This window comes from Rhodopseudomonas telluris (assembly GCF_042432815.1).
GTDB classification, from domain to species: domain Bacteria; phylum Pseudomonadota; class Alphaproteobacteria; order Rhizobiales; family Xanthobacteraceae; genus Rhodopseudomonas; species Rhodopseudomonas telluris.
Genome location: NZ_JBHLWM010000001.1, coordinates 838,738 through 855,623, shown reverse-complemented (window position 1 = coordinate 855,623; position 16,886 = coordinate 838,738). Strand labels below are relative to the sequence as shown.

Below are 16,886 nucleotides of genomic sequence, written 5' to 3'. Positions count from 1 at the left end.
GGGCGCCCTGGAGGAGGAGGCGTCCGCGGGTCAACGATGCATCAGGCCGCAGCGGCCTTCGAGGTGGGGACTTCCGAGATGGTCTTCAGGATCTGCGACGCGATCTGGTAGGGGTCGCCCATGGAATTCGGGCGGCGATCTTCCAGATAGCCCTTGTAGCCGTTGTTGACGAAGGAGTGCGGCACGCGGATCGAGGCGCCGCGGTCCGCCACGCCGTAGGAGAACTTGTTCCACGGCGCGGTTTCGTGCTTGCCGGTCAGGCGCATGTGGTTGTCCGGACCGTACACGGCGATGTGGTCGTGCAGGTTCTTCTCGAACTGGCCCATCAGCGCTTCGAAGTAGTCCTTGCCGCCGACTTCACGCATGTACTTGGTCGAGAAGTTGGCGTGCATGCCCGAGCCGTTCCAGTCGGTGTCGCCGAGCGGCTTGCAGTGCCATTCGATGTCGATGCCGTAGCTTTCGCACAGCCGCAGCATCAGATAGCGCGCCATCCACATCTGGTCGGCGGCGGTGCGGGAGCCCTTGCCGAAGATCTGGAATTCCCACTGGCCCTTCGCCACTTCGGCGTTGATGCCTTCGTGGTTGATGCCGGCGGCGAGGCAGAGGTCGAGATGCTCTTCGACGATCTTGCGCGCAACGCTACCGACGTTCTTGAAGCCGACGCCGGTGTAGTACGGACCCTGCGGCGCCGGATAGCCGGCCTCCGGGAAGCCGAGCGGCCGGCCGTCCTTGTAGAAGAAGTATTCCTGCTCGAAGCCGAACCAGGCGCCTTCGTCGTCCAGGATGGTGGCGCGGGTGTTCGACGCGTGCGGGGTGACGCCATCCGGCATCATCACTTCGCACATCACCAGGATGCCGTTCTTGCGGGTGGCGTCATGGAACATCGCGACCGGCTTCAGCACACAATCCGAGCTGCGGCCTTCGGCCTGGTTGGTCGACGAGCCGTCGAAGCCCCACAGCGGCAGTTGCTCGAGCGTCGGATAGACTTCGAATTCCTTGATCTGCGTTTTGCCGCGCAGGTTCGGCACCGGCGTGTAGCCGTCGAGCCAGATGTACTCGAGCTTGTACTTGGTCATGCGGTTCTCTCTGTTATGCAAAGGGTGGGAACCCGAAGCGGATACGGAACCGCGCCCCGGCGGCCGACATCCGGCTGTCACGGAAGCATTTGCCGTGCCAAACCCAACAATGCCTGCGACAAATCGCGCGACCCATACGGCAAATCGGGAACTTCGAGGCTTCGAGGGGCTTGGACTGCCAAAGAGGCGAGATTCAGCCCGGATTTGGCTGCCTGACGGTTGCAGACAATCTTAACGGTTGAAGCGCACGCTTTAAGCAGACGCAGTTGCTCCTGCCCTTCGAAGGCACAAAGCACCGCCAGGCACTGATTTCGACTGGCTATCGGCCGGGCAGTGCCAATTTTGCTTATTTTTCAAGCAAACGATGATTTTTCCTTGAGCATATTGCACCCCGCCTAGGCGGGCCCGATATTTACAGACCGTGCAAATCAAGGCGCAGGACCAAAGATCAACCAAGGAGAGAAGGAGAAGAACGTGAGTAGCCTGGAGCAGACATCCGCAAAAATCTACCAGTTTCCCGTCGGTGGCCGTGGCGGTCTTGCCCGACGCGAACAGACGGCAGCCGACGTCGCCAGCCGTGCCGTCGTGACCAGCTCGAGCTGGTATCACGAAGCGGCGATGCTCGACGAGCAGCCGCGAAAGCCGCAATGATCCCCGAGCCGATATCGCCCTGGGGCGTGACATTTCAGATCTGACGAAGGGCCGGCGTGCGAACGTTTCGGCCCTTTGTTCTGTCCGGGACTTAAGCTCCAGCTCAGACGCCGAAGATCGACCAGCCGAGCCGCTTGGTCAGCGCTTCCAGCGCGATCCGTCCGAGATGCGAGTTGCCCGCGGCATCGAGCCCAGGTGACCAGACGGCGATCGAGGCTTTTCCCGGCGCCACCGCCAGCACCCCTCCCCCGACCCCGCTCTTGCCCGGCAGACCGACCCGGTAGGCGAATTCACCCGAACCATCGTAATGCCCGCAGGTCAGCATCAGGGCATTGATGCGCCGCGCGCGCTGGGGCGACACGACATTGTGCCCTGTCGAGGGGTTGCGGCCATTATGAGCGAGAAAGCGCCCGGCCATTGCCAGCTGCCTGCAGCTCATCGCGATCGCGCAATGATGGAAGTAGACGCCGAGCGTATACTCGACCGGATTGTCGAGCACGCCGAACGACTTCATGTAATTGGCCAGCGCCGCGTTGCGGAAGCCGGTGCGTTGCTCGGAAGCCGCCACCGCCTCGTCGATCACGATGCTGTCGTCGCCGCCGAGAAACTGCATGAAGCGCAGGATCTCGCCGAGCGCCTCCCGCGGCTGGTGGCCGGACAGGATCAGGTCGGTCACCGCGATCGCGCCGGCATTGATAAAGGGATTGCGCGGGATGCCGCGCTCGCGCTCGAGCTGGACGATCGAGTTGAAGGCCGAGCCCGACGGCTCGCGCCCGACCCGGCGCCACACGCGGTCGCCCGCCTTGCCGAGCGCCAGCGTCAGCGTGAACACCTTCGAGATGCTCTGGATCGAGAACGGCACGTCGGCGTCGCCGCCGGCCGCCACATGACCGTCGGCGTCGATCACGACAAGGCCGAAGCGCTGCGGATCGACGTTCGCGAGTTCGGGGATATAGCTCGCGACCTCGCCACGGTCCGTGCGCTGCGCCATCTCGTCGGCGATCTCGGCGACGATGTTGTCGAGGTGATCAGGTTTCATACTGGCGGGATGTGATGCAAGCTGTGCGCCACGTCAATGGAGCCGTGAACAGAAGCATCACCCCGTCATTGCGAGCGAAGCGAAGCAATCCAGCGCAGTGCACGGAGCTGGATTGCTTCGTCGCTCCGCTCCTCGCAATGACGGGTGAGCGCCTACGTCGTCGCCGCCTTGTGGCGTTGCTTGCGCAACTGCAGGGCGCTGAGGTGGCCGTCGCCGGTCGGCTGATAGAATTCGGTGTAGCGATGCGTGGCTTCGCGGAAGGCGTGGGCGTCGGTCTCCTTCTTCGCGTCGAACGCGTCGAAGCCATTGCGCACCAGGAAGGTGAACTGATCGCGCAGCACCTGACCGGTCGCACGCAATTCGCCGCGATAGCCGTAGATCTCGCGCAGCCGGCGCGCCTGACTGTGGGCTCGGCCGTCCTTGTAGGTCGGATACACCAGCGCGATCAGCGCCAGACGATCCAGCCACGGCTTGAGCTCGACGACATCGCGGTTGTTCGGCCAGACGACGCCGAGGGGCCGGTTGCTCTTCGTCAGCGTCTCCGCATCGGCGAGAAAGCGCGCCGCGGAGACGAGGATGGCGCCGTCGGCCGGCAGTTCGGCGTCGTCCGCGACCGTCACGAAGTCGTCGGCAACGATCTGCCCGTTCTTAACGAGTGGCATAGACGCGCTCCTTGAAGGGCTCGACGCCGAGCCGCTTGACGGTGTCGACGAACAACTCCTCCGGCCGCTCGCGCAGCGCCAGATAGGCCTCGACGATATCCTCGACCACGTCGGCGACCTGCGCATACGGCACCGCCGGGCCAATCAGCTCACCGAGCTTGGCGTGCTCGTCGGCGCGGCCGCCGATGGTGATCTGATAGACTTCCTGATCGTTCTTCTCGACACCGAGAATGCCGATATGGCCGACATGGTGATGGCCGCAGGCGTTGATGCAGCCCGAGATATTCACGTGCAGCCGGCCGATCAGATTGGCGGTCTCGTGATTGGCGAAACGTCGCGTCAGCTCCTGGGCGATCGGGATCGAGCGCGCATTGGCGAGCGAGCAGTAATCGAGCCCCGGGCAGGCGATGATGTCGCTGACCAGATTGACGTTCGGCGTAGCGACGCCGATGGCGTCGAGCGCCTTCCACAGCGCCGGCAGATCGCGCTGGGCGACGTGCGGCAGCGCCAGATTTTGCTCGTGGCCGACGCGGATTTCGCCGAACGAGTAGGTGTCGGCGAGGTCCGCGATGGCGTCCATCTGCTCGGCGGTGGCGTCGCCGGGCGGGCCGCCGACCGGCTTCAGCGACAGCGTGACGATGGCGTAGCCGGGCTGGCGATGCGGCGCGACCGAGTTCTTGCGCCACGCCTCGAACTTCGCATCCGCTGCCGCGGCCCGCAGCTCGGCGGGATCATCCGTCAGCTTCTCGTAGGCCGGATAGACGAAGCGCGAGCGGATCTCCTCGATCATCTGGTCGTCGAGGGTCAGTGGACCTTCGGCGATCTCCTGCCAAGTCTGCTCGACCTCGGCGGCGAACTTCTCGATGCCGAGCTCGTGTACCAGGATCTTGATTCGCGCCTTGTAGATGTTGTCGCGGCGGCCGTACTGATTGTAGACGCGCAGGATCGCCTCGACATAGCTGAGGATGTCGCGGCCCGGGACGAACGGCTTGATGGTCTTGGCGATGAAGGGCGAGCGCCCCAGCCCGCCGCCGACCATCACCTCGAAGCCGGTTTCGCCGGCGTCGTTCTTGACGAGCCGCAGGCCGATATCGTGCACCTTGATGGCCGCACGATCATGATCGGCCGCAGTGATGGCGAATTTGAACTTGCGCGGCAGGAACGAGAACTCGGGATGCAGCGCGGTGTGCTGGCGCAGGATCTCGGCCCATACCCGCGGGTCTTCGACCTCGTCCGGCACCACGCCGCCCCACTGATCGGCAGTGACGTTGCGGGTGCAATTGCCGGACGTCTGCATCGCGTGGATGCCGACTTCGGCAAGATCGGCGAGCGCGTCGGGCAGGTCCTTCAGCGCGATCCAGTTAAACTGGATGTTCTGCCGCGTGGTGAAGTGGCCGTAGCCGCGGTCGTATTTGCGGGCGACGTGCGCGAGCTTGCGCAGCTGCGCCGACGACAGCGTGCCGTACGGAATGGCGACACGGAACATGTAGGCGTGCAACTGCAGATAGACGCCGTTCATCAGGCGCAGCGGCTTGAATTCGTCTTCGGTCAGCTCACCGGAGAGCCGACGCTGCACTTGGTCGCGAAATTCCGCGACGCGTTCGTTGACCAGCGTCTGATCGATATCGTCGTAAACATACATGAAAGCAGCCTTAGGCCTGAGCGGTCAGCGCGATGGTCAGGCCGGTCTTGCGGATCTGTTCGCGCAGATTGCCGGGGATGATGGTGCCGGCGTCGTCGATCTTCACCGGCGCGATGTAGGCGCCGACCGCCCCGATGTCGTCGGCGACGGCTTCGGCCAGCAGCGCGCGCGCCGGATCCGCCTCGCGCACGATCGCGGCATCGGCGAGATCGGTCGACCAGCCTCCGTTGCCGGTGCGGTAGATCACCACCCCGTCGAAGGTGCGGTTGGCGGTGACGACCGACGGGCCGGTGATCCGGATTTTCTGTTGCAGCGGAGACGTCATTCGGCGGCCACCTGATAGGTCGAAACGAGTTGCTGAAGTTGTTGCTGGCGCCACGGCGCCGAATGCGCGACGACGTCGCCGATCACAAGAATCGCCGGGCCGCCTTCGACCTGCGCGACCAGCGCCGGCAGATCGTCGAGCACGCCGACCGCGGCCTTGGAATCCGGCCGCGTGACACGCGCGAAGACGCCGACCGGCGTCTGAGGCGAACGGCCGGCTTGTAGCAGGCCGGCGCGCACCGTCGGCGCCGCGCTCATGCCCATATAGACGACGACGGTCATCTTCTCGTCGGTGAGCACCGACCAATCGACCGCCTCGGCGTCCTTGGCCTTGTGCGCGGTGAGGAAGGTGATGCGCAGCGCCTCGTGCCGATAGGTCAGCGGCACGTCGAACTGCGCGGCGGCCCCGAAGCCGGCGCTGATACCCGGCACCACCGAATAGGACACCCCAGCGTCGCGCAGCGCTTCGACTTCCTCGCCGCCGCGGCCGAACACGAACGGATCGCCGCCCTTCAGACGCACGGCGCGCTGGCCAGCCTGCGCGGCTTCGACCAGCAGCTTGTTGATCGCAGCCTGGCCGATGCCCGGCTTGTTGACGCGACGGCCGACCGGCACGCGCGCGGCATCGCGGCGGATGCGGTCCAGGATCTCGGACGACACCAACTCATCGTAGAACACCACGTCGGCATCCTGCAGCGCGCGCAGCGCCTTGATGGTCAAGAGGTCCGGATCGCCGGGGCCGGCGCCGACCAGCGTGACGTGACCTTGCGCATGGCCGGTTTCGGATGCGCGCGCATAGGCGGCCGGATCGGCGATCGCCTTGAGCTGATCTTCCGCCTCCGCGTCTCGTCCGTCCAGCACAGCGGCGCCGATAGGGCCGTCGACCACGCGCTCCCAGAAGCGGCGGCGCAGCGCAAACTCCGGAAGGCGCGCCTTCATCGGGTGACGCCAGCGCCCGATCAGACCGGCGAGATCGCCGATCCGTGCCGGCAGCACCTTCTCGATCATCTCGCGCACGCGCCGCGCCACCACCGGCGACGAACCGCCGGTGCCGACCGCAACGACCACATCGCCGCGATCGACGATTGCCGGGAAGATGAAAGTGGAATGCGACAGCTCGTCCATGACGTTGACGGGGACGCCGACCTCGCGCGCGCGCGCCGCCAAAGGCGCGGCGAGATCGCCGGCGCCGGCGCACAGCAGCGCGATCGCGCCGCCGAGATCCGCCTCAAGCGGATCACCGTCGGCAAAGCTGATGCGCGCGCGATCGGCTTCGCTCAAGCCGGACAGATCGCGATCGCCATCGACCGCGTACCAGCGGATCGTCGCGCCGGCGGACAGCAGCAATCGCAATTTTGCGCGCGCCATCTCCCCGGCGCCGACCAGAATCACTGGCCCTGCCGCGAGATCGAGAAAGACCGGAAGAAACCGCATGCCCGCTCCGTTGCCCCTTTCGGGTCCGCCAGAATTATTTTCTACGTAGAATTCTTACAAGCCGCGGCGGAAGAAAACCAATCCTTTGCAACCCCGTGGCGATGGAGGGAATTTCCATCCCTTCTGACGGGTTGAGAGAGACAACCATTCTCCGAGCCGCTCTCGATCCTTGAGGCAAACCTGGGGCAGCCCGTCGAAGGCCCAGGTGCGACGGCTTCACACTCCCAGTTATCTCGACTATCTGACCACGAAACCCGCGTTCCCTTGGCACAGCCGTCACTTCGCTTCGTTTGCACGGGACGCGTGACTGATGCGCATTCAAGGCCAGCAATAAGGAGTTCTCGTGAACCGTTTCGCCCTTGCCCTGCTCGCCGGCCTCGGCGCTCTCGCGACCGCGTGGCCCGCGCAGGCGCAGAACTCCACCACGCTGCTCAATGTCTCCTACGACATCGCGCGGGAACTCTATGTCGATATCAACGCCGCCTTCGTTCCATATTGGAAGCAGAAGACCGGGCAGGACATCACCATCAACCAGTCGCACGGCGGCTCGTCGCGGCAGGCGCGTTCGATCCTCGAAGGGCTCGAGGCCGACGTCGTCACCTTCAATCAGGTCACGGACGTCCAGGTGCTGCACGACAAGGGCAAGCTGATCCCGGCCGACTGGGCCAAACGCCTGCCCAATAATTCATCGCCCTACTACTCGCTGCCGGCCTTCCTGGTGCGAGCCGGCAATCCGAAGGGCATCAAGGACTGGGACGATCTGGTGAAGCCGGACGTCAAGGTGATCTTCCCCAACCCGAAGACATCCGGGAACGCGCGCTACACCTACCTCGCGGCCTACGCGTTCGCGAAGCATAAATACGGCAGCGAGGCCGAGGCCGACGCCTTCATCAAGAAGCTGTTCGCCAACGTTCCGGTGTTCGACACCGGCGGCCGCGCCGCGACGACGACATTTGTCGAGCGCCAGACCGGCGATGTGCTGATCACCTTCGAGGCCGAGACCAGCGCGATCCGCGATCTCGCCGGCGCCGACAAGTATCAAGTGGTGGTGCCGCCGACCAGCCTGCTGGCCGAATTCCCGGTGACCGTCGTCGACAAATACGCCGACAAGCACGGCACCCGCGCGCTGGCGACGGCCTATCTCGAATATCTGTACTCGCCCGAGGGCCAGACCATCCTGGCCAAGGCGTATAACCGCGTGCACGACAAGGCGGTGATCGAGAAGTTCAAGGACAAGTTCCCCGAGGTGAAGCTGTATCGCGTCGAGGACGAGTTCGGCGGCTGGGACAAGCTGAACGCCGACCATCTGGCGTCCGGGGCGAAGCTCGATCAGTTGTTCGGGGGGCGGTGAGGACACGCAGGACGCTGCAGCTCCGAGCACTGCAACTAAGTTCGTCATTCCGGGGCGCGCGAAGCGCGAGCCCGGAATCCATAACCACCGCCGGGAGTATGGATTCCGGGCCTGCGCGCAAGAGCGCGCATCCCGGAATGACGAACGAGAGGTTGGTCGTCGTCCCCGGCATTACGAAGGCTGATTTGTTCGTCATTGCGAGCGCAGCGAAGCAATCCAGAGGCTCCGTGCACTCAACTTCTGGATTGCTTCGTCGCTTCGCTCCTCGCAATGACGGGGCGAACTCTTCGCTGCTAACTGATCTGTCGTTTGAGTACCCTACCTTCGACTTCCAACAGCCCTGTCTTCACTCACCCGGATCACACCTTGCGACGCAGCGTCATTCCCGGTTTTGGCCTCGGCCTCGGCATCACGCTGATGTATCTCGGCGCGATCGTGCTGTTGCCGCTGGCGGCGTTGATCCTGAAGGCGTCGGATATCGGCGCGGCGCAGCTGTGGACGATCCTGTCCTCGCCCCGGACGCTGGCGGCGATCCGGCTGACCGTGACGATGGCGCTGGCGGCGACGATCTTCAACGCCATCTACGGCACGCTGCTGGCCTGGGTGCTGGCGCGCTATACGTTTCCGGGCAAGCGCGTGCTCGATGCGCTGGTCGATGTGCCCTTCGCGCTGCCGACCGCGGTGGCCGGCCTGGCGCTTACCGCGTTGTTCTCGAAAACCGGCTGGTTCGGCAGCGTGCTGGAGCCGCTCGGCTTCAGCGTGGTCTACACCCCGCTCGGCATCGCCATCGCGATGGCGTTCACCAGCATTCCGTTCGTGGTGCGCACCGTGCAGCCGGTGATCGAGGATCTCGGCAGCGACGTCGAGGAAGCCAGCCGCTCGTTGGGCGCCAATGACCTGCAGATCTTGGCGAAGATCATCTTCCCGTCGATCTTCCCGGCCCTGCTGGCCGGATCCTCGCTGGCGTTCGCGCGCAGCCTCGGCGAATTCGGCGCAGTGATCTTCATTGCCGGCAACCAGCCGATGAAGACCGAGATCGTCGCGCTGCTCGCCTTCATCCGGCTCGAGGAATACGACTATCCGGCCGCCGCCACGATCGCCGTGGTGATGCTGGCGATGGCGTTCGCGATGCTGATCGTCACCAATGCGGTACAGGCCTGGCAGCTGCGCTATCTCGGACGCGGAGGCGTGTGATGAGCAAACCGCACGCAGCCCCTCACGTGTCGCCGAAGAAGGACTGGATGGTCACGCCGGTCGGCGCCGGCCGGGTGACCCGCCTGGTCGTGCTCGGCATTGTGGGCGTGATCACGCTGTTCATCCTGGTCGCGCCGCTGGCAGTTATCCTCAGCTCGGCGTTCGCGCAAGGCGTCGGCGTGTTCCTGCGCAACCTCGGCGATACCGGCACGCTGCATGCGATGTGGCTGACCACCATCACGGCGCTGATCGTGGTGCCGGTCAACATCGTGTTCGGCCTCGCCGCGGCCTGGACCGTCAGCAAGTTCGAATTCCCCGGCCGGACGCTGCTGATCGCGCTGATCGAGCTACCCTATTCGATCTCGCCGATCGTCGCCGGTGTCGCCTATCTGTTCGTCTATGGCACCCAGGGGCTGTTCGGGCCGCTGCTCGATGCGCTCGGCCTCAAGGTGATGTTCGCTCTGCCCGGTATCGTGCTGGCCAGCATGTTCGTCACCGCGCCCTATGTGGCCCGCGAGCTGATCCCGCTGATGCAGGTGCAGGGCACCGACGAGGAAGAGGCGGCGGTGACGCTGGGCGCCGGCGGCTTCGCCACCTTCCTGCGCGTCACCCTGCCGAACATCCGGTGGGCGGTGCTGTACGGCGCGATCTTGTGCAACGCCCGCGTACTGGGCGAATTCGGCGCGGTCTCAGTGGTATCCGGCAACGTTCGTGGCCAGACCACCACTTTGCCCCTGCAGATCGAGCTGCTCTACCAGGACTACAATGTCGCAGGTGCGTTCGCGGCCGCGACCACGCTGACGGCGGTGGCGCTGCTGACGATCCTGCTCAAGATCGTGCTGGAGCGGCTGGCGGCGGACGAGCACCCGGCTTCCTAGCCCCGCACCGGCGGCGGGCCCCTTCCAATACCCGCGCCTTTGGCGCTAAAAGAGGCGCCCCCGGGCCGCCTTCGGCGGCATCGGCTCATTTCGAACCCTGAAACGGCCGCCGCTCCGGCGCCTTTCTCGCGAGACATCCTCATATGAATCGTATTGACGCCCACGGCTTGAAAATCGCGCCCGTCCTGTTCGACTTCATCGCCAAGGAGGCCGTGCCGAAGACCGGGGTAGACCCCGACGCGTTCTGGGCCGGGCTCGCCGCGATCCTGCGCGACCTGACGCCGAAGACCCGTGCGCTGCTGAAGACGCGCGACGATCTGCAGGCCAAGATCGACGCCTGGCACCTCGCCAACAAGGGCAAGAAGCAGGACATGGCGGCCTACACCGCGTTCCTGAAGGAAATCGGCTATCTGCTGCCCGAGCCCAAGACCGTTCCGGTCGAGACCGCCAATGTCGACGAGGAAATCGGCAAGCTGTGCGGCCCGCAGCTGGTGGTGCCGCTGTCGAACGCGCGCTACGCGCTGAACGCCGCGAACGCGCGCTGGGGCTCGCTTTATGATGCGTTCTACGGCACCGATGCGATCCCGCAGGAAGCCACCCAGGCCAAGGGCTACGACAAGGTCCGCGGCGACAAGGTGATCGCCAAGGCCAAGGCGTTTCTCGATCAGGCTGCCCCCCTCGCGACCGGTAGCCACAGCGACGTGACCGGCTACAGCGTGATCGCCGGCCAGCTCTCCGCCAAGCTGAAGAACGGCAACGCCACCGGCCTGAAGACCCCCGCGCAGTTCGCCGGCTACAACGGCGACGCCGCCTCGCCCAGCGCCGTGCTGGTGGTCAACAACGGCCTGCATATCGAGATCAAGATCGACCGCGCCAACACGATCGGCAAGGACGATCCGGCGGGCGTCGCCGATCTGATCATCGAGTCCGCGGTCTCGACCATTCTGGACATGGAAGACTCCGTCGCCGCCGTCGACGCCGAAGACAAGGTGCTGATCTATCGCAACACCCTCGGCCTGATGGACGGCACGCTGTCGGAGAGCTTCGACAAAGGCGGCAAGACTGTCACCCGCGCACTCAACGGCGATCGCACCTACACGGCGCCGGACGGCAAGCAGCTCACGCTGCACGGACGTAGTCTCCTCCTGATGCGCAACGTCGGCCACCACATGTGGACCGATGCGGTGCTCGACAGCGAAGGTCAGGAGATTCCGGAAGGCTTCCTCGACGCCGCGGTGTCGGGCCTGCTGGCGATCAACGACCTCAAGGCGCTCGGCAAGACCCGCAACAGCCGCACCGGCTCGGTCTACATCGTCAAGCCGAAGATGCACGGCCCGGACGAAGTCGCCCTGACGGTCGAGCTGTTCGCCCGCGTCGAGAAGATGCTCGGCCTCAAGGAGAACACCCTGAAGGTCGGCATCATGGACGAGGAGCGCCGCACCACGGTGAACCTCAAGGCCTGCATCCAGAACGCCAGCAAGCGGATCGTGTTCATCAACACCGGCTTCCTCGACCGCACCGGCGACGAGATCCACACCTCGATGGAAGCGGGTCCGATGATCCGCAAGAACGAGATGAAGGCGCAGCCCTGGATCAAAGCGTACGAGGACTGGAACGTCGACACCGGTCTGGTCGACGGCCTGCCCGGCCACGCCCAGATCGGTAAGGGCATGTGGGCGGCCCCGGACAAGATGGCCGACATGCTGGCCCAGAAGATCGGCCACCCGCAGGCCGGCGCGACTACCGCCTGGGTGCCGTCGCCGACCGCCGCGACGCTGCACGCGCTGCACTATCACCAGGTCGACGTCGTCGCGCGGCAGCAGGAACTCGCCAAGGGCGGCCCGCGCGCCAAGCTCGAGGACATCCTCACCATCCCGGTGTCGAACTCGAACTGGGCGCCGGACGATGTCCGCCAGGAGATCGACAACAACTGCCAGGGCATCCTCGGCTACGTGGTACGCTGGATTGACCAGGGCGTCGGCTGCTCCAAGGTGCCGGATATCCACGATGTCGGCCTGATGGAAGACCGCGCCACGCTGCGCATCTCCAGCCAGCACCTCGCCAACTGGCTGCACCACGGCGTCGTCACCAAGGAGCAGGTGATGGAGTCGCTGAAGCGGATGGCGGTGGTCGTCGACAAGCAGAACGAAGGCGATGCGCTGTATCGCCCGATGGCGCCGGACTTCGACGGCGTCGCGTTCGAGGCGGCCTGCGACCTGATCTTCAAGGGCCGCACCCAGCCGAACGGCTACACCGAGTACATCCTGCACGAACGCCGCCGCGAAGCGAAGGCGGCGCATCTGCAAGACCTGCGCTGATCGATCCGACTGGCGACTGAGATCCGAGACCTCTCCCGCAAGGGAGAGGTCTTTTTCTTTGCCTGCTGCGCTGGGCTTCCCCGACCGCGCCAGAAAGCGACGCGTTGCCGCATCGCCGGGCGGAAACTGCGATGTCGCGAGCCGGTTATCGCGGCATCCAACGAGGGAGAGACGCAATGAACTGGGATCGTGTTGAAGGCAACTGGAAGCAGCTCAAGGGCAACATCAAGGAAAAGTGGGGCGAGCTGACCGACGACGATCTCGACAAGATCGCCGGCCGCCGCGACCAGCTCGAAGGCAAGCTGCAGGAACGCTACGGCTACGCCAAGGACAAGGTCAGCAGCGACGTCGACGACTGGTTCAAGACGCTGCGTTGATCGCGCAGAGAGACCAGACAGGGGAAGCCCGGGATCATCGATCCGGGGCTTTTCTTTGCGTATGGGCGGCCGCTACCTGTCTGCCCCGCACCAAAGAGAAAGGCGCCCGCCGTTGCGGCGCGCGCCTTTCCTTCAAAGCCTTTGGAGCTGCTCCCGGAGCGGGAGCGCTAGAATACGGCCAGATACTTCAGCAGCGAAATGATGCCGATGATGATCACCACAACGCGCGCGATCTGTTTGGCGCGGCCATCGAGCGGCAGCAGGTTGATCAAGTACAAGACCAGAATAACGACGAGAAACGTAATCAGGATACCGATCAGCATCGCAAAATCCTCTTCAGCCCGCGGTCAGCCCGCACTGCACCACTAACGGCGAGGAGGCAGCAGAGTTCCACGCCAGGAACCGGAACTCAGGATGGTCAGACGGTTCGGCTGTCCAAAGCGGGATAATCTCGGGACGCGTCCCGCCTTGTCCTACATGCGCCGCGGTGTTGAGGGCTTGAGGCCTTTCGACCAGTCGATCAGTTGGCGGCGACGACCGGGATGTTTCCATAGAGCGCGCGGATCGAGGCCGGCGCGGGGGAGAAATTGATCGCGCCTTGCCGACGGTCGCTGCGACCAGCGACCTTCAGACCGTCGTCGCTGGCCACGATGTCGCCTCGGCGCAGCGTCGGATCATCTTCGATCTTCACCTTGGCCAGACCGAAATGATCCTTGCCGTTGCAGGTGCAGCCATCGACGATTTCGGTGCGGAATTTGAACGCGTTGGGCATCTCGGAATACGCCTTGCCGCTCGACGTGCGCGCGCCGTCGATGTTCGAGCCAAAAACCACCTTGGTTTCGCTGGCCGGGCAGAAGCTGTTGCAGGTGGCGTCCTTGCTCTCACCGCCCGTCGCCGAAATCGGGAAGTAACGGCCGTCGCAGGTGCGAACGCAATAAGCCTGGCCGCCGCCGCTCGCGTAGGACCGCTGAGCCGGACGGGACTGGCGCACACCGTAATCACCCTCGCTGGCGAACGGGAACGCACGTGGCATCTGAGGCGCGTAACCGCGCTGCGGCTGGTAACCTCCGAACAGCGCCGAGAAGAAATCCTGCGCCTGCGCGCCGGAACTGGCGCCGACGACCAGCAGGGTCGCGGCTGCGGCGATCGCAGCGGTCGATTGAGCGACAGAGCGGGACATCGTGGACCTCCGGTCCGTGAGAAGATTAGTCGACCGACGAGACCGAAACGTTCATCGCCTGGCGGCCCGGCCGCGCCTTGCGGGCTTCCAGGTTCGGCGCGGACTTCCGCAGCACGACCACGCGGGTGCCGACCCGGGCGCGACTGAACAGGTCTTCGACGTCCTCATTGGTCAGGCGGATACATCCCGACGACACGAACTTTCCGATGGTCGACGGATCGTTGGTGCCGTGGATGCGGTACTCTGTCGAGCCGAGATACATCGCGCGGGCCCCCAAGGGGTTGCCCGGGCCGCCGGCCATGAAGCGCGGCAAATAGGGCTGACGCGCGATCATCTGCGCCGGCGGGTGCCAGTCCGGCCACTCCGCCTTGCGGGTGATGGTCTCGGTGCCGGACCAGGTGAACCCTTCCCGGCCCACGCCGACGCCGTACCGAATGGCCCGGCCGCCGCCGAGGACGTAGTACAGATAAGTATTCGACGTATCGATCACGATCGTGCCGACCGGCTGGTTGCTGTCATAGGCGACGACCTGACGGCGAAGACGATCGGACAATTGGGCGTCCTCATCAGCCGGCACGGAGGAGTCCGCTTCCGGCGCGGCGGGCACAGCCAGCACCTCGTCGTCGGCGCCGAACGGACCGGCCTGCGGCGCTGCCGCGTAGCCCATCATCTGCTGAGCCGACGCAGCTCCCGGAAGCGCAGCGGTCATCAGCAAGGCGGCGGCGATGGCCAGGACCGGGCGCGCGGCACGGTTGGTTCGCGATACGATCTCCGAAGTAATCATGATGATATCCCCGCAGTGTCGACGCATCGTCCTGGATGCCGCGGAGAAACGCGACTGCGTCATAACAGTTCCGGGCGTGACGCTTGCTCACGCAACTAAGCACGCCGACGGAGCGATGGCGGTGCCGAGGAACCATCCCCAGCCATTTAGGTTGAAGCCAACGAACTGCCGCGTATTCACCCGGCGGTGCAACCGGCGCGTCGCGCCTTCATCTCCTGCGAACAAGCTGGGTGGGCACTCGTGCGAACTCTTCCCGTCGAGCCCGTCAGCACTCCGCTTCCGGACAGCAAGGAAGAGCGCCCGCCGCTGATCCGGCGCACCGAAGTGGTTGCCTTCGCGCTGGTGGCGTTGCTGATCGTGATGCTCACCGGCCTGCTCTATGTGGCAAAGCCGTTCTTCCTGCCGATCGTCACCGCCTTCGTGGTTGGGACCATGCTGTCGCCGGCTGCGACCTTCATGGAGCGCTGGCGGCTCCCGCGGGCGCTCTGCGCGGTGCTGATCGTCTCGTTCGCGTTGATCACGGTCGGCTTCATGGTGGCGCTGATTTCGGTGCCGCTGATCGAATGGAGCAGCCGCCTGCCCGAACTGGGCGGCCTGCTGCGGGAGAAACTCAGCTTTCTGGAGCGCCCGATCGGGCTGTGGCGGCAGTTGCAAGCTTCCATCGGCGGCTCCGAGGCGCTGCCCGCGGCGCCGATCCAGATGCCCCAGATCGACTGGATGCAGCCGACCCTGGAATTCGTGTCCCCGACGCTGACCGAATTTCTGCTGTTTCTCGTGACGCTGGTGCTGTTCGTCGCGAGCTGGAAGGATCTGCGCCGCGCGCTGGTGATGAATTTCGGCGCCCGCGACGCACGTTTGCGGACCCTGCGCATCCTCAACGAGATCGAGCTCAGCCTCGGCGGCTATCTGCTCACGGTGACGACCATCAACCTGTGCTACGGCGCAGCCACCGGGGTGATCTGCGCTCTCGCCGGAATGCCCAATCCGGCCGGCCTCGGAGCCCTTGCGGCGATCCTGAACTTCATCCCGATCATCGGCCCGTCGGTGATGTTCATCGTTCTGGCGCTGGTGGGAATCGTCAGCATGCCGACGCTTGGCGAGGGGCTGATCGCGCCTTTGGGGTTCGCTGCGTTGACCTTCGTGGAAGGGCACTTCATCACGCCGACCATCATCGGCCGCCGGCTGGAGCTGAATGCGCTCGCAGTGTTCATCGCGCTGGCGTTCTGGACCTGGCTGTGGGGACCGATGGGCGGCTTCCTGGCATCACCGTTGCTGATCGTCGGCCTGGTGATGAAGGAGCACCTCCTGCCGAGCGACGCGCCGCAGCTCCCCGGCGGCGGCGAGCAGTGAGCGTTTCGCGGTCAGGTCATCGCGGATGAGCACTTCAAACGACAACATCCGCCACGAGGTGGCGGATGCAGGTATTCGATCCAGAAGATATGCTTGGTACCGAACTTCAGGTCATGCAGCGGCCCGGCTGGAGCTGTTTGGCGACCTCGGTCAGAACGCTGACAACCGGCTCGCACGCCACCATCCGGCGGGGGGCCGCAGAGGGCTGCTGGGCCCGGGTGCGCGTCGCCTCCCCAACCTGGGCGTCAGGCACCCGCACCAGAACGGACTGACCGACCAGCGTCACGCCAAAAGTCTGTCCCGGCTCGGGAAGCTGGGAAACGGCGCCACGGTCGGCCTTGCCGTCCCGGTTGACGTTCTGCGTGGAGGCGGCTTGTTGCTGCAGACGAGGCTCGCCGAGATCCCCGCCGATCGCCAATTGTGCGACGCCCAAGGTCCCTGTGACCGCGATGGCGCCTAAAATTCCCCGCACGATATGTGACATGGTATCCAGCCGCTGTTATCTCGCCGCGGCAGAATCGCCGCAATCTTTGTTTGGGCGGCTTGTCAATACCCGCCGCACAAATTAATCGCGCGGGCGGGCCTTAGGTTCGATCATGGTTGATCAACTAAGTGTGTGGCGTTTT

At 64.8% G+C, this 16,886-nt stretch carries 17 protein-coding genes; 7 read left to right on the top strand and 10 right to left on the bottom strand.

Annotation, left to right across the window (positions count from 1 at the left end; translation table 11 throughout):
* Positions 1-41 precede the first annotated feature (41 nt).
* Positions 42-1,076: a glutamine synthetase beta-grasp domain-containing protein gene (locus tag ACFFJ6_RS03910; protein WP_378384560.1), complete on the bottom strand. Its 1,035-nt coding sequence runs from the start codon at positions 1,074-1,076 to the stop codon at positions 42-44.
* 474 nt (positions 1,077-1,550) lie between these two features.
* Here ACFFJ6_RS03910 and ACFFJ6_RS03905 point away from each other — a divergent pair, with 474 nt between their 5' ends.
* Positions 1,551-1,727, top strand: a complete 177-nt coding sequence (locus ACFFJ6_RS03905; protein WP_378384558.1) for a DUF2735 domain-containing protein — start codon at positions 1,551-1,553, stop codon at positions 1,725-1,727.
* Positions 1,728-1,830: 103 nt separating this feature from the next.
* Here ACFFJ6_RS03905 and ACFFJ6_RS03900 read toward each other — a convergent pair whose 3' ends face one another.
* From ACFFJ6_RS03900 to cysG, 5 genes are all read right to left on the bottom strand, one after another.
* The gene (locus ACFFJ6_RS03900) at positions 1,831-2,766 is read right to left on the bottom strand and encodes a glutaminase (RefSeq protein ID WP_378384556.1); all 936 of its coding nucleotides are present in this window, start codon (positions 2,764-2,766) and stop codon (positions 1,831-1,833) included.
* 152 nt (positions 2,767-2,918) lie between these two features.
* A complete protein-coding gene (locus tag ACFFJ6_RS03895) occupies positions 2,919-3,428 on the bottom strand; it encodes a DUF934 domain-containing protein (protein ID WP_378384554.1) in 510 nt (169 codons plus the stop codon).
* On the bottom strand, positions 3,415-5,070 hold the full coding sequence (locus tag ACFFJ6_RS03890) for a nitrite/sulfite reductase (RefSeq protein WP_378384552.1): 1,656 nt from the start codon (positions 5,068-5,070) through the stop codon (positions 3,415-3,417). The genes ACFFJ6_RS03895 and ACFFJ6_RS03890 overlap by 14 nt, the downstream gene beginning before the upstream one ends.
* Positions 5,071-5,080: 10 nt before the next feature.
* Positions 5,081-5,395 carry a DUF2849 domain-containing protein gene (locus ACFFJ6_RS03885; protein ID WP_378384550.1) on the bottom strand — a complete coding sequence of 105 codons (315 nt, stop codon included), beginning with the start codon at positions 5,393-5,395 and terminating at the stop codon, positions 5,081-5,083.
* Positions 5,392-6,828: a siroheme synthase CysG gene (gene cysG, locus ACFFJ6_RS03880; protein ID WP_378384548.1), complete on the bottom strand. Its 1,437-nt coding sequence runs from the start codon at positions 6,826-6,828 to the stop codon at positions 5,392-5,394. Before cysG ends, ACFFJ6_RS03885 begins: the two co-directional genes overlap by 4 nt.
* Positions 6,829-7,171: 343 nt before the next feature.
* Between cysG and cysP the strand changes: the two genes are divergently transcribed.
* The 5 genes from cysP to ACFFJ6_RS03855 all read left to right on the top strand — a co-directional run bounded on the left by cysP (position 7,172) and on the right by ACFFJ6_RS03855 (position 12,946).
* Positions 7,172-8,179, top strand: a complete 1,008-nt coding sequence (gene cysP / locus ACFFJ6_RS03875; RefSeq protein ID WP_378384546.1) for a thiosulfate ABC transporter substrate-binding protein CysP — start codon at positions 7,172-7,174, stop codon at positions 8,177-8,179.
* Between the two features lie 366 nt (positions 8,180-8,545).
* A complete protein-coding gene (gene cysT, locus ACFFJ6_RS03870; RefSeq protein WP_378384544.1) occupies positions 8,546-9,373 on the top strand; it encodes a sulfate ABC transporter permease subunit CysT in 828 nt (275 codons plus the stop codon).
* Positions 9,373-10,251, top strand: coding sequence for a sulfate ABC transporter permease subunit CysW (gene cysW / locus ACFFJ6_RS03865; RefSeq protein WP_378384542.1), 879 nt, complete (start codon positions 9,373-9,375; stop codon positions 10,249-10,251). Before cysT ends, cysW begins: the two co-directional genes overlap by 1 nt.
* Before the next feature lie 143 nt (positions 10,252-10,394).
* Positions 10,395-12,569, top strand: a complete 2,175-nt coding sequence (locus tag ACFFJ6_RS03860) for a malate synthase G (protein WP_378384540.1) — start codon at positions 10,395-10,397, stop codon at positions 12,567-12,569.
* A 176-nt stretch (positions 12,570-12,745) separates the two neighbouring features.
* The gene (locus ACFFJ6_RS03855; RefSeq protein ID WP_378384538.1) at positions 12,746-12,946 is read left to right on the top strand and encodes a CsbD family protein; all 201 of its coding nucleotides are present in this window, start codon (positions 12,746-12,748) and stop codon (positions 12,944-12,946) included.
* Between the two features lie 167 nt (positions 12,947-13,113).
* On the opposite strand, the gene ACFFJ6_RS03850 is transcribed toward ACFFJ6_RS03855, so the two are convergent.
* The 3 genes from ACFFJ6_RS03850 to ACFFJ6_RS03840 form a co-directional block, all read right to left on the bottom strand.
* On the bottom strand, positions 13,114-13,269 hold the full coding sequence (locus ACFFJ6_RS03850; RefSeq protein WP_011501795.1) for a Thivi_2564 family membrane protein: 156 nt from the start codon (positions 13,267-13,269) through the stop codon (positions 13,114-13,116).
* Between the two features lie 197 nt (positions 13,270-13,466).
* On the bottom strand, positions 13,467-14,126 hold the full coding sequence (locus ACFFJ6_RS03845; RefSeq protein ID WP_378384535.1) for a DUF2865 domain-containing protein: 660 nt from the start codon (positions 14,124-14,126) through the stop codon (positions 13,467-13,469).
* Between the two features lie 25 nt (positions 14,127-14,151).
* Positions 14,152-14,910, bottom strand: coding sequence for a L,D-transpeptidase (locus ACFFJ6_RS03840; protein WP_378384533.1), 759 nt, complete (start codon positions 14,908-14,910; stop codon positions 14,152-14,154).
* Between the two features lie 240 nt (positions 14,911-15,150).
* Between ACFFJ6_RS03840 and ACFFJ6_RS03835 the strand changes: the two genes are divergently transcribed.
* Positions 15,151-16,260, top strand: coding sequence for an AI-2E family transporter (locus ACFFJ6_RS03835; RefSeq protein WP_378384531.1), 1,110 nt, complete (start codon positions 15,151-15,153; stop codon positions 16,258-16,260).
* 106 nt (positions 16,261-16,366) lie between these two features.
* On the opposite strand, the gene ACFFJ6_RS03830 is transcribed toward ACFFJ6_RS03835, so the two are convergent.
* Complete coding sequence (locus ACFFJ6_RS03830) at positions 16,367-16,744, bottom strand: hypothetical protein (RefSeq protein ID WP_378384529.1); 378 nt, start codon at positions 16,742-16,744, stop codon at positions 16,367-16,369.
* Between the last annotated feature and the right edge of the window lie 142 nt (positions 16,745-16,886).

What these genes read in the sequence shown, in the direction of transcription:
- ACFFJ6_RS03900 (WP_378384556.1), bottom strand. Translation starts at nt 2,766, where the DNA reads ATGAAACCTGATCACCTCGACAACATCGTCGCCGAGATCGCCGACGAG.
- ACFFJ6_RS03830 (WP_378384529.1), bottom strand. Translation starts at nt 16,744, where the DNA reads ATGTCACATATCGTGCGGGGAATTTTAGGCGCCATCGCGGTCACAGGG.
- cysG (WP_378384548.1), bottom strand. Translation starts at nt 6,828, where the DNA reads ATGCGGTTTCTTCCGGTCTTTCTCGATCTCGCGGCAGGGCCAGTGATT.
- ACFFJ6_RS03910 (WP_378384560.1), bottom strand. Translation starts at nt 1,076, where the DNA reads ATGACCAAGTACAAGCTCGAGTACATCTGGCTCGACGGCTACACGCCG.
- ACFFJ6_RS03860 (WP_378384540.1), top strand. Translation starts at nt 10,395, where the DNA reads ATGAATCGTATTGACGCCCACGGCTTGAAAATCGCGCCCGTCCTGTTC.
- ACFFJ6_RS03890 (WP_378384552.1), bottom strand. Translation starts at nt 5,070, where the DNA reads ATGTATGTTTACGACGATATCGATCAGACGCTGGTCAACGAACGCGTC.
- ACFFJ6_RS03895 (WP_378384554.1), bottom strand. Translation starts at nt 3,428, where the DNA reads ATGCCACTCGTTAAGAACGGGCAGATCGTTGCCGACGACTTCGTGACG.
- ACFFJ6_RS03885 (WP_378384550.1), bottom strand. Translation starts at nt 5,395, where the DNA reads ATGACGTCTCCGCTGCAACAGAAAATCCGGATCACCGGCCCGTCGGTC.
- cysW (WP_378384542.1), top strand. Translation starts at nt 9,373, where the DNA reads ATGAGCAAACCGCACGCAGCCCCTCACGTGTCGCCGAAGAAGGACTGG.
- ACFFJ6_RS03845 (WP_378384535.1), bottom strand. Translation starts at nt 14,126, where the DNA reads ATGTCCCGCTCTGTCGCTCAATCGACCGCTGCGATCGCCGCAGCCGCG.
- ACFFJ6_RS03850 (WP_011501795.1), bottom strand. Translation starts at nt 13,269, where the DNA reads ATGCTGATCGGTATCCTGATTACGTTTCTCGTCGTTATTCTGGTCTTG.
- ACFFJ6_RS03855 (WP_378384538.1), top strand. Translation starts at nt 12,746, where the DNA reads ATGAACTGGGATCGTGTTGAAGGCAACTGGAAGCAGCTCAAGGGCAAC.
- ACFFJ6_RS03840 (WP_378384533.1), bottom strand. Translation starts at nt 14,910, where the DNA reads ATGATTACTTCGGAGATCGTATCGCGAACCAACCGTGCCGCGCGCCCG.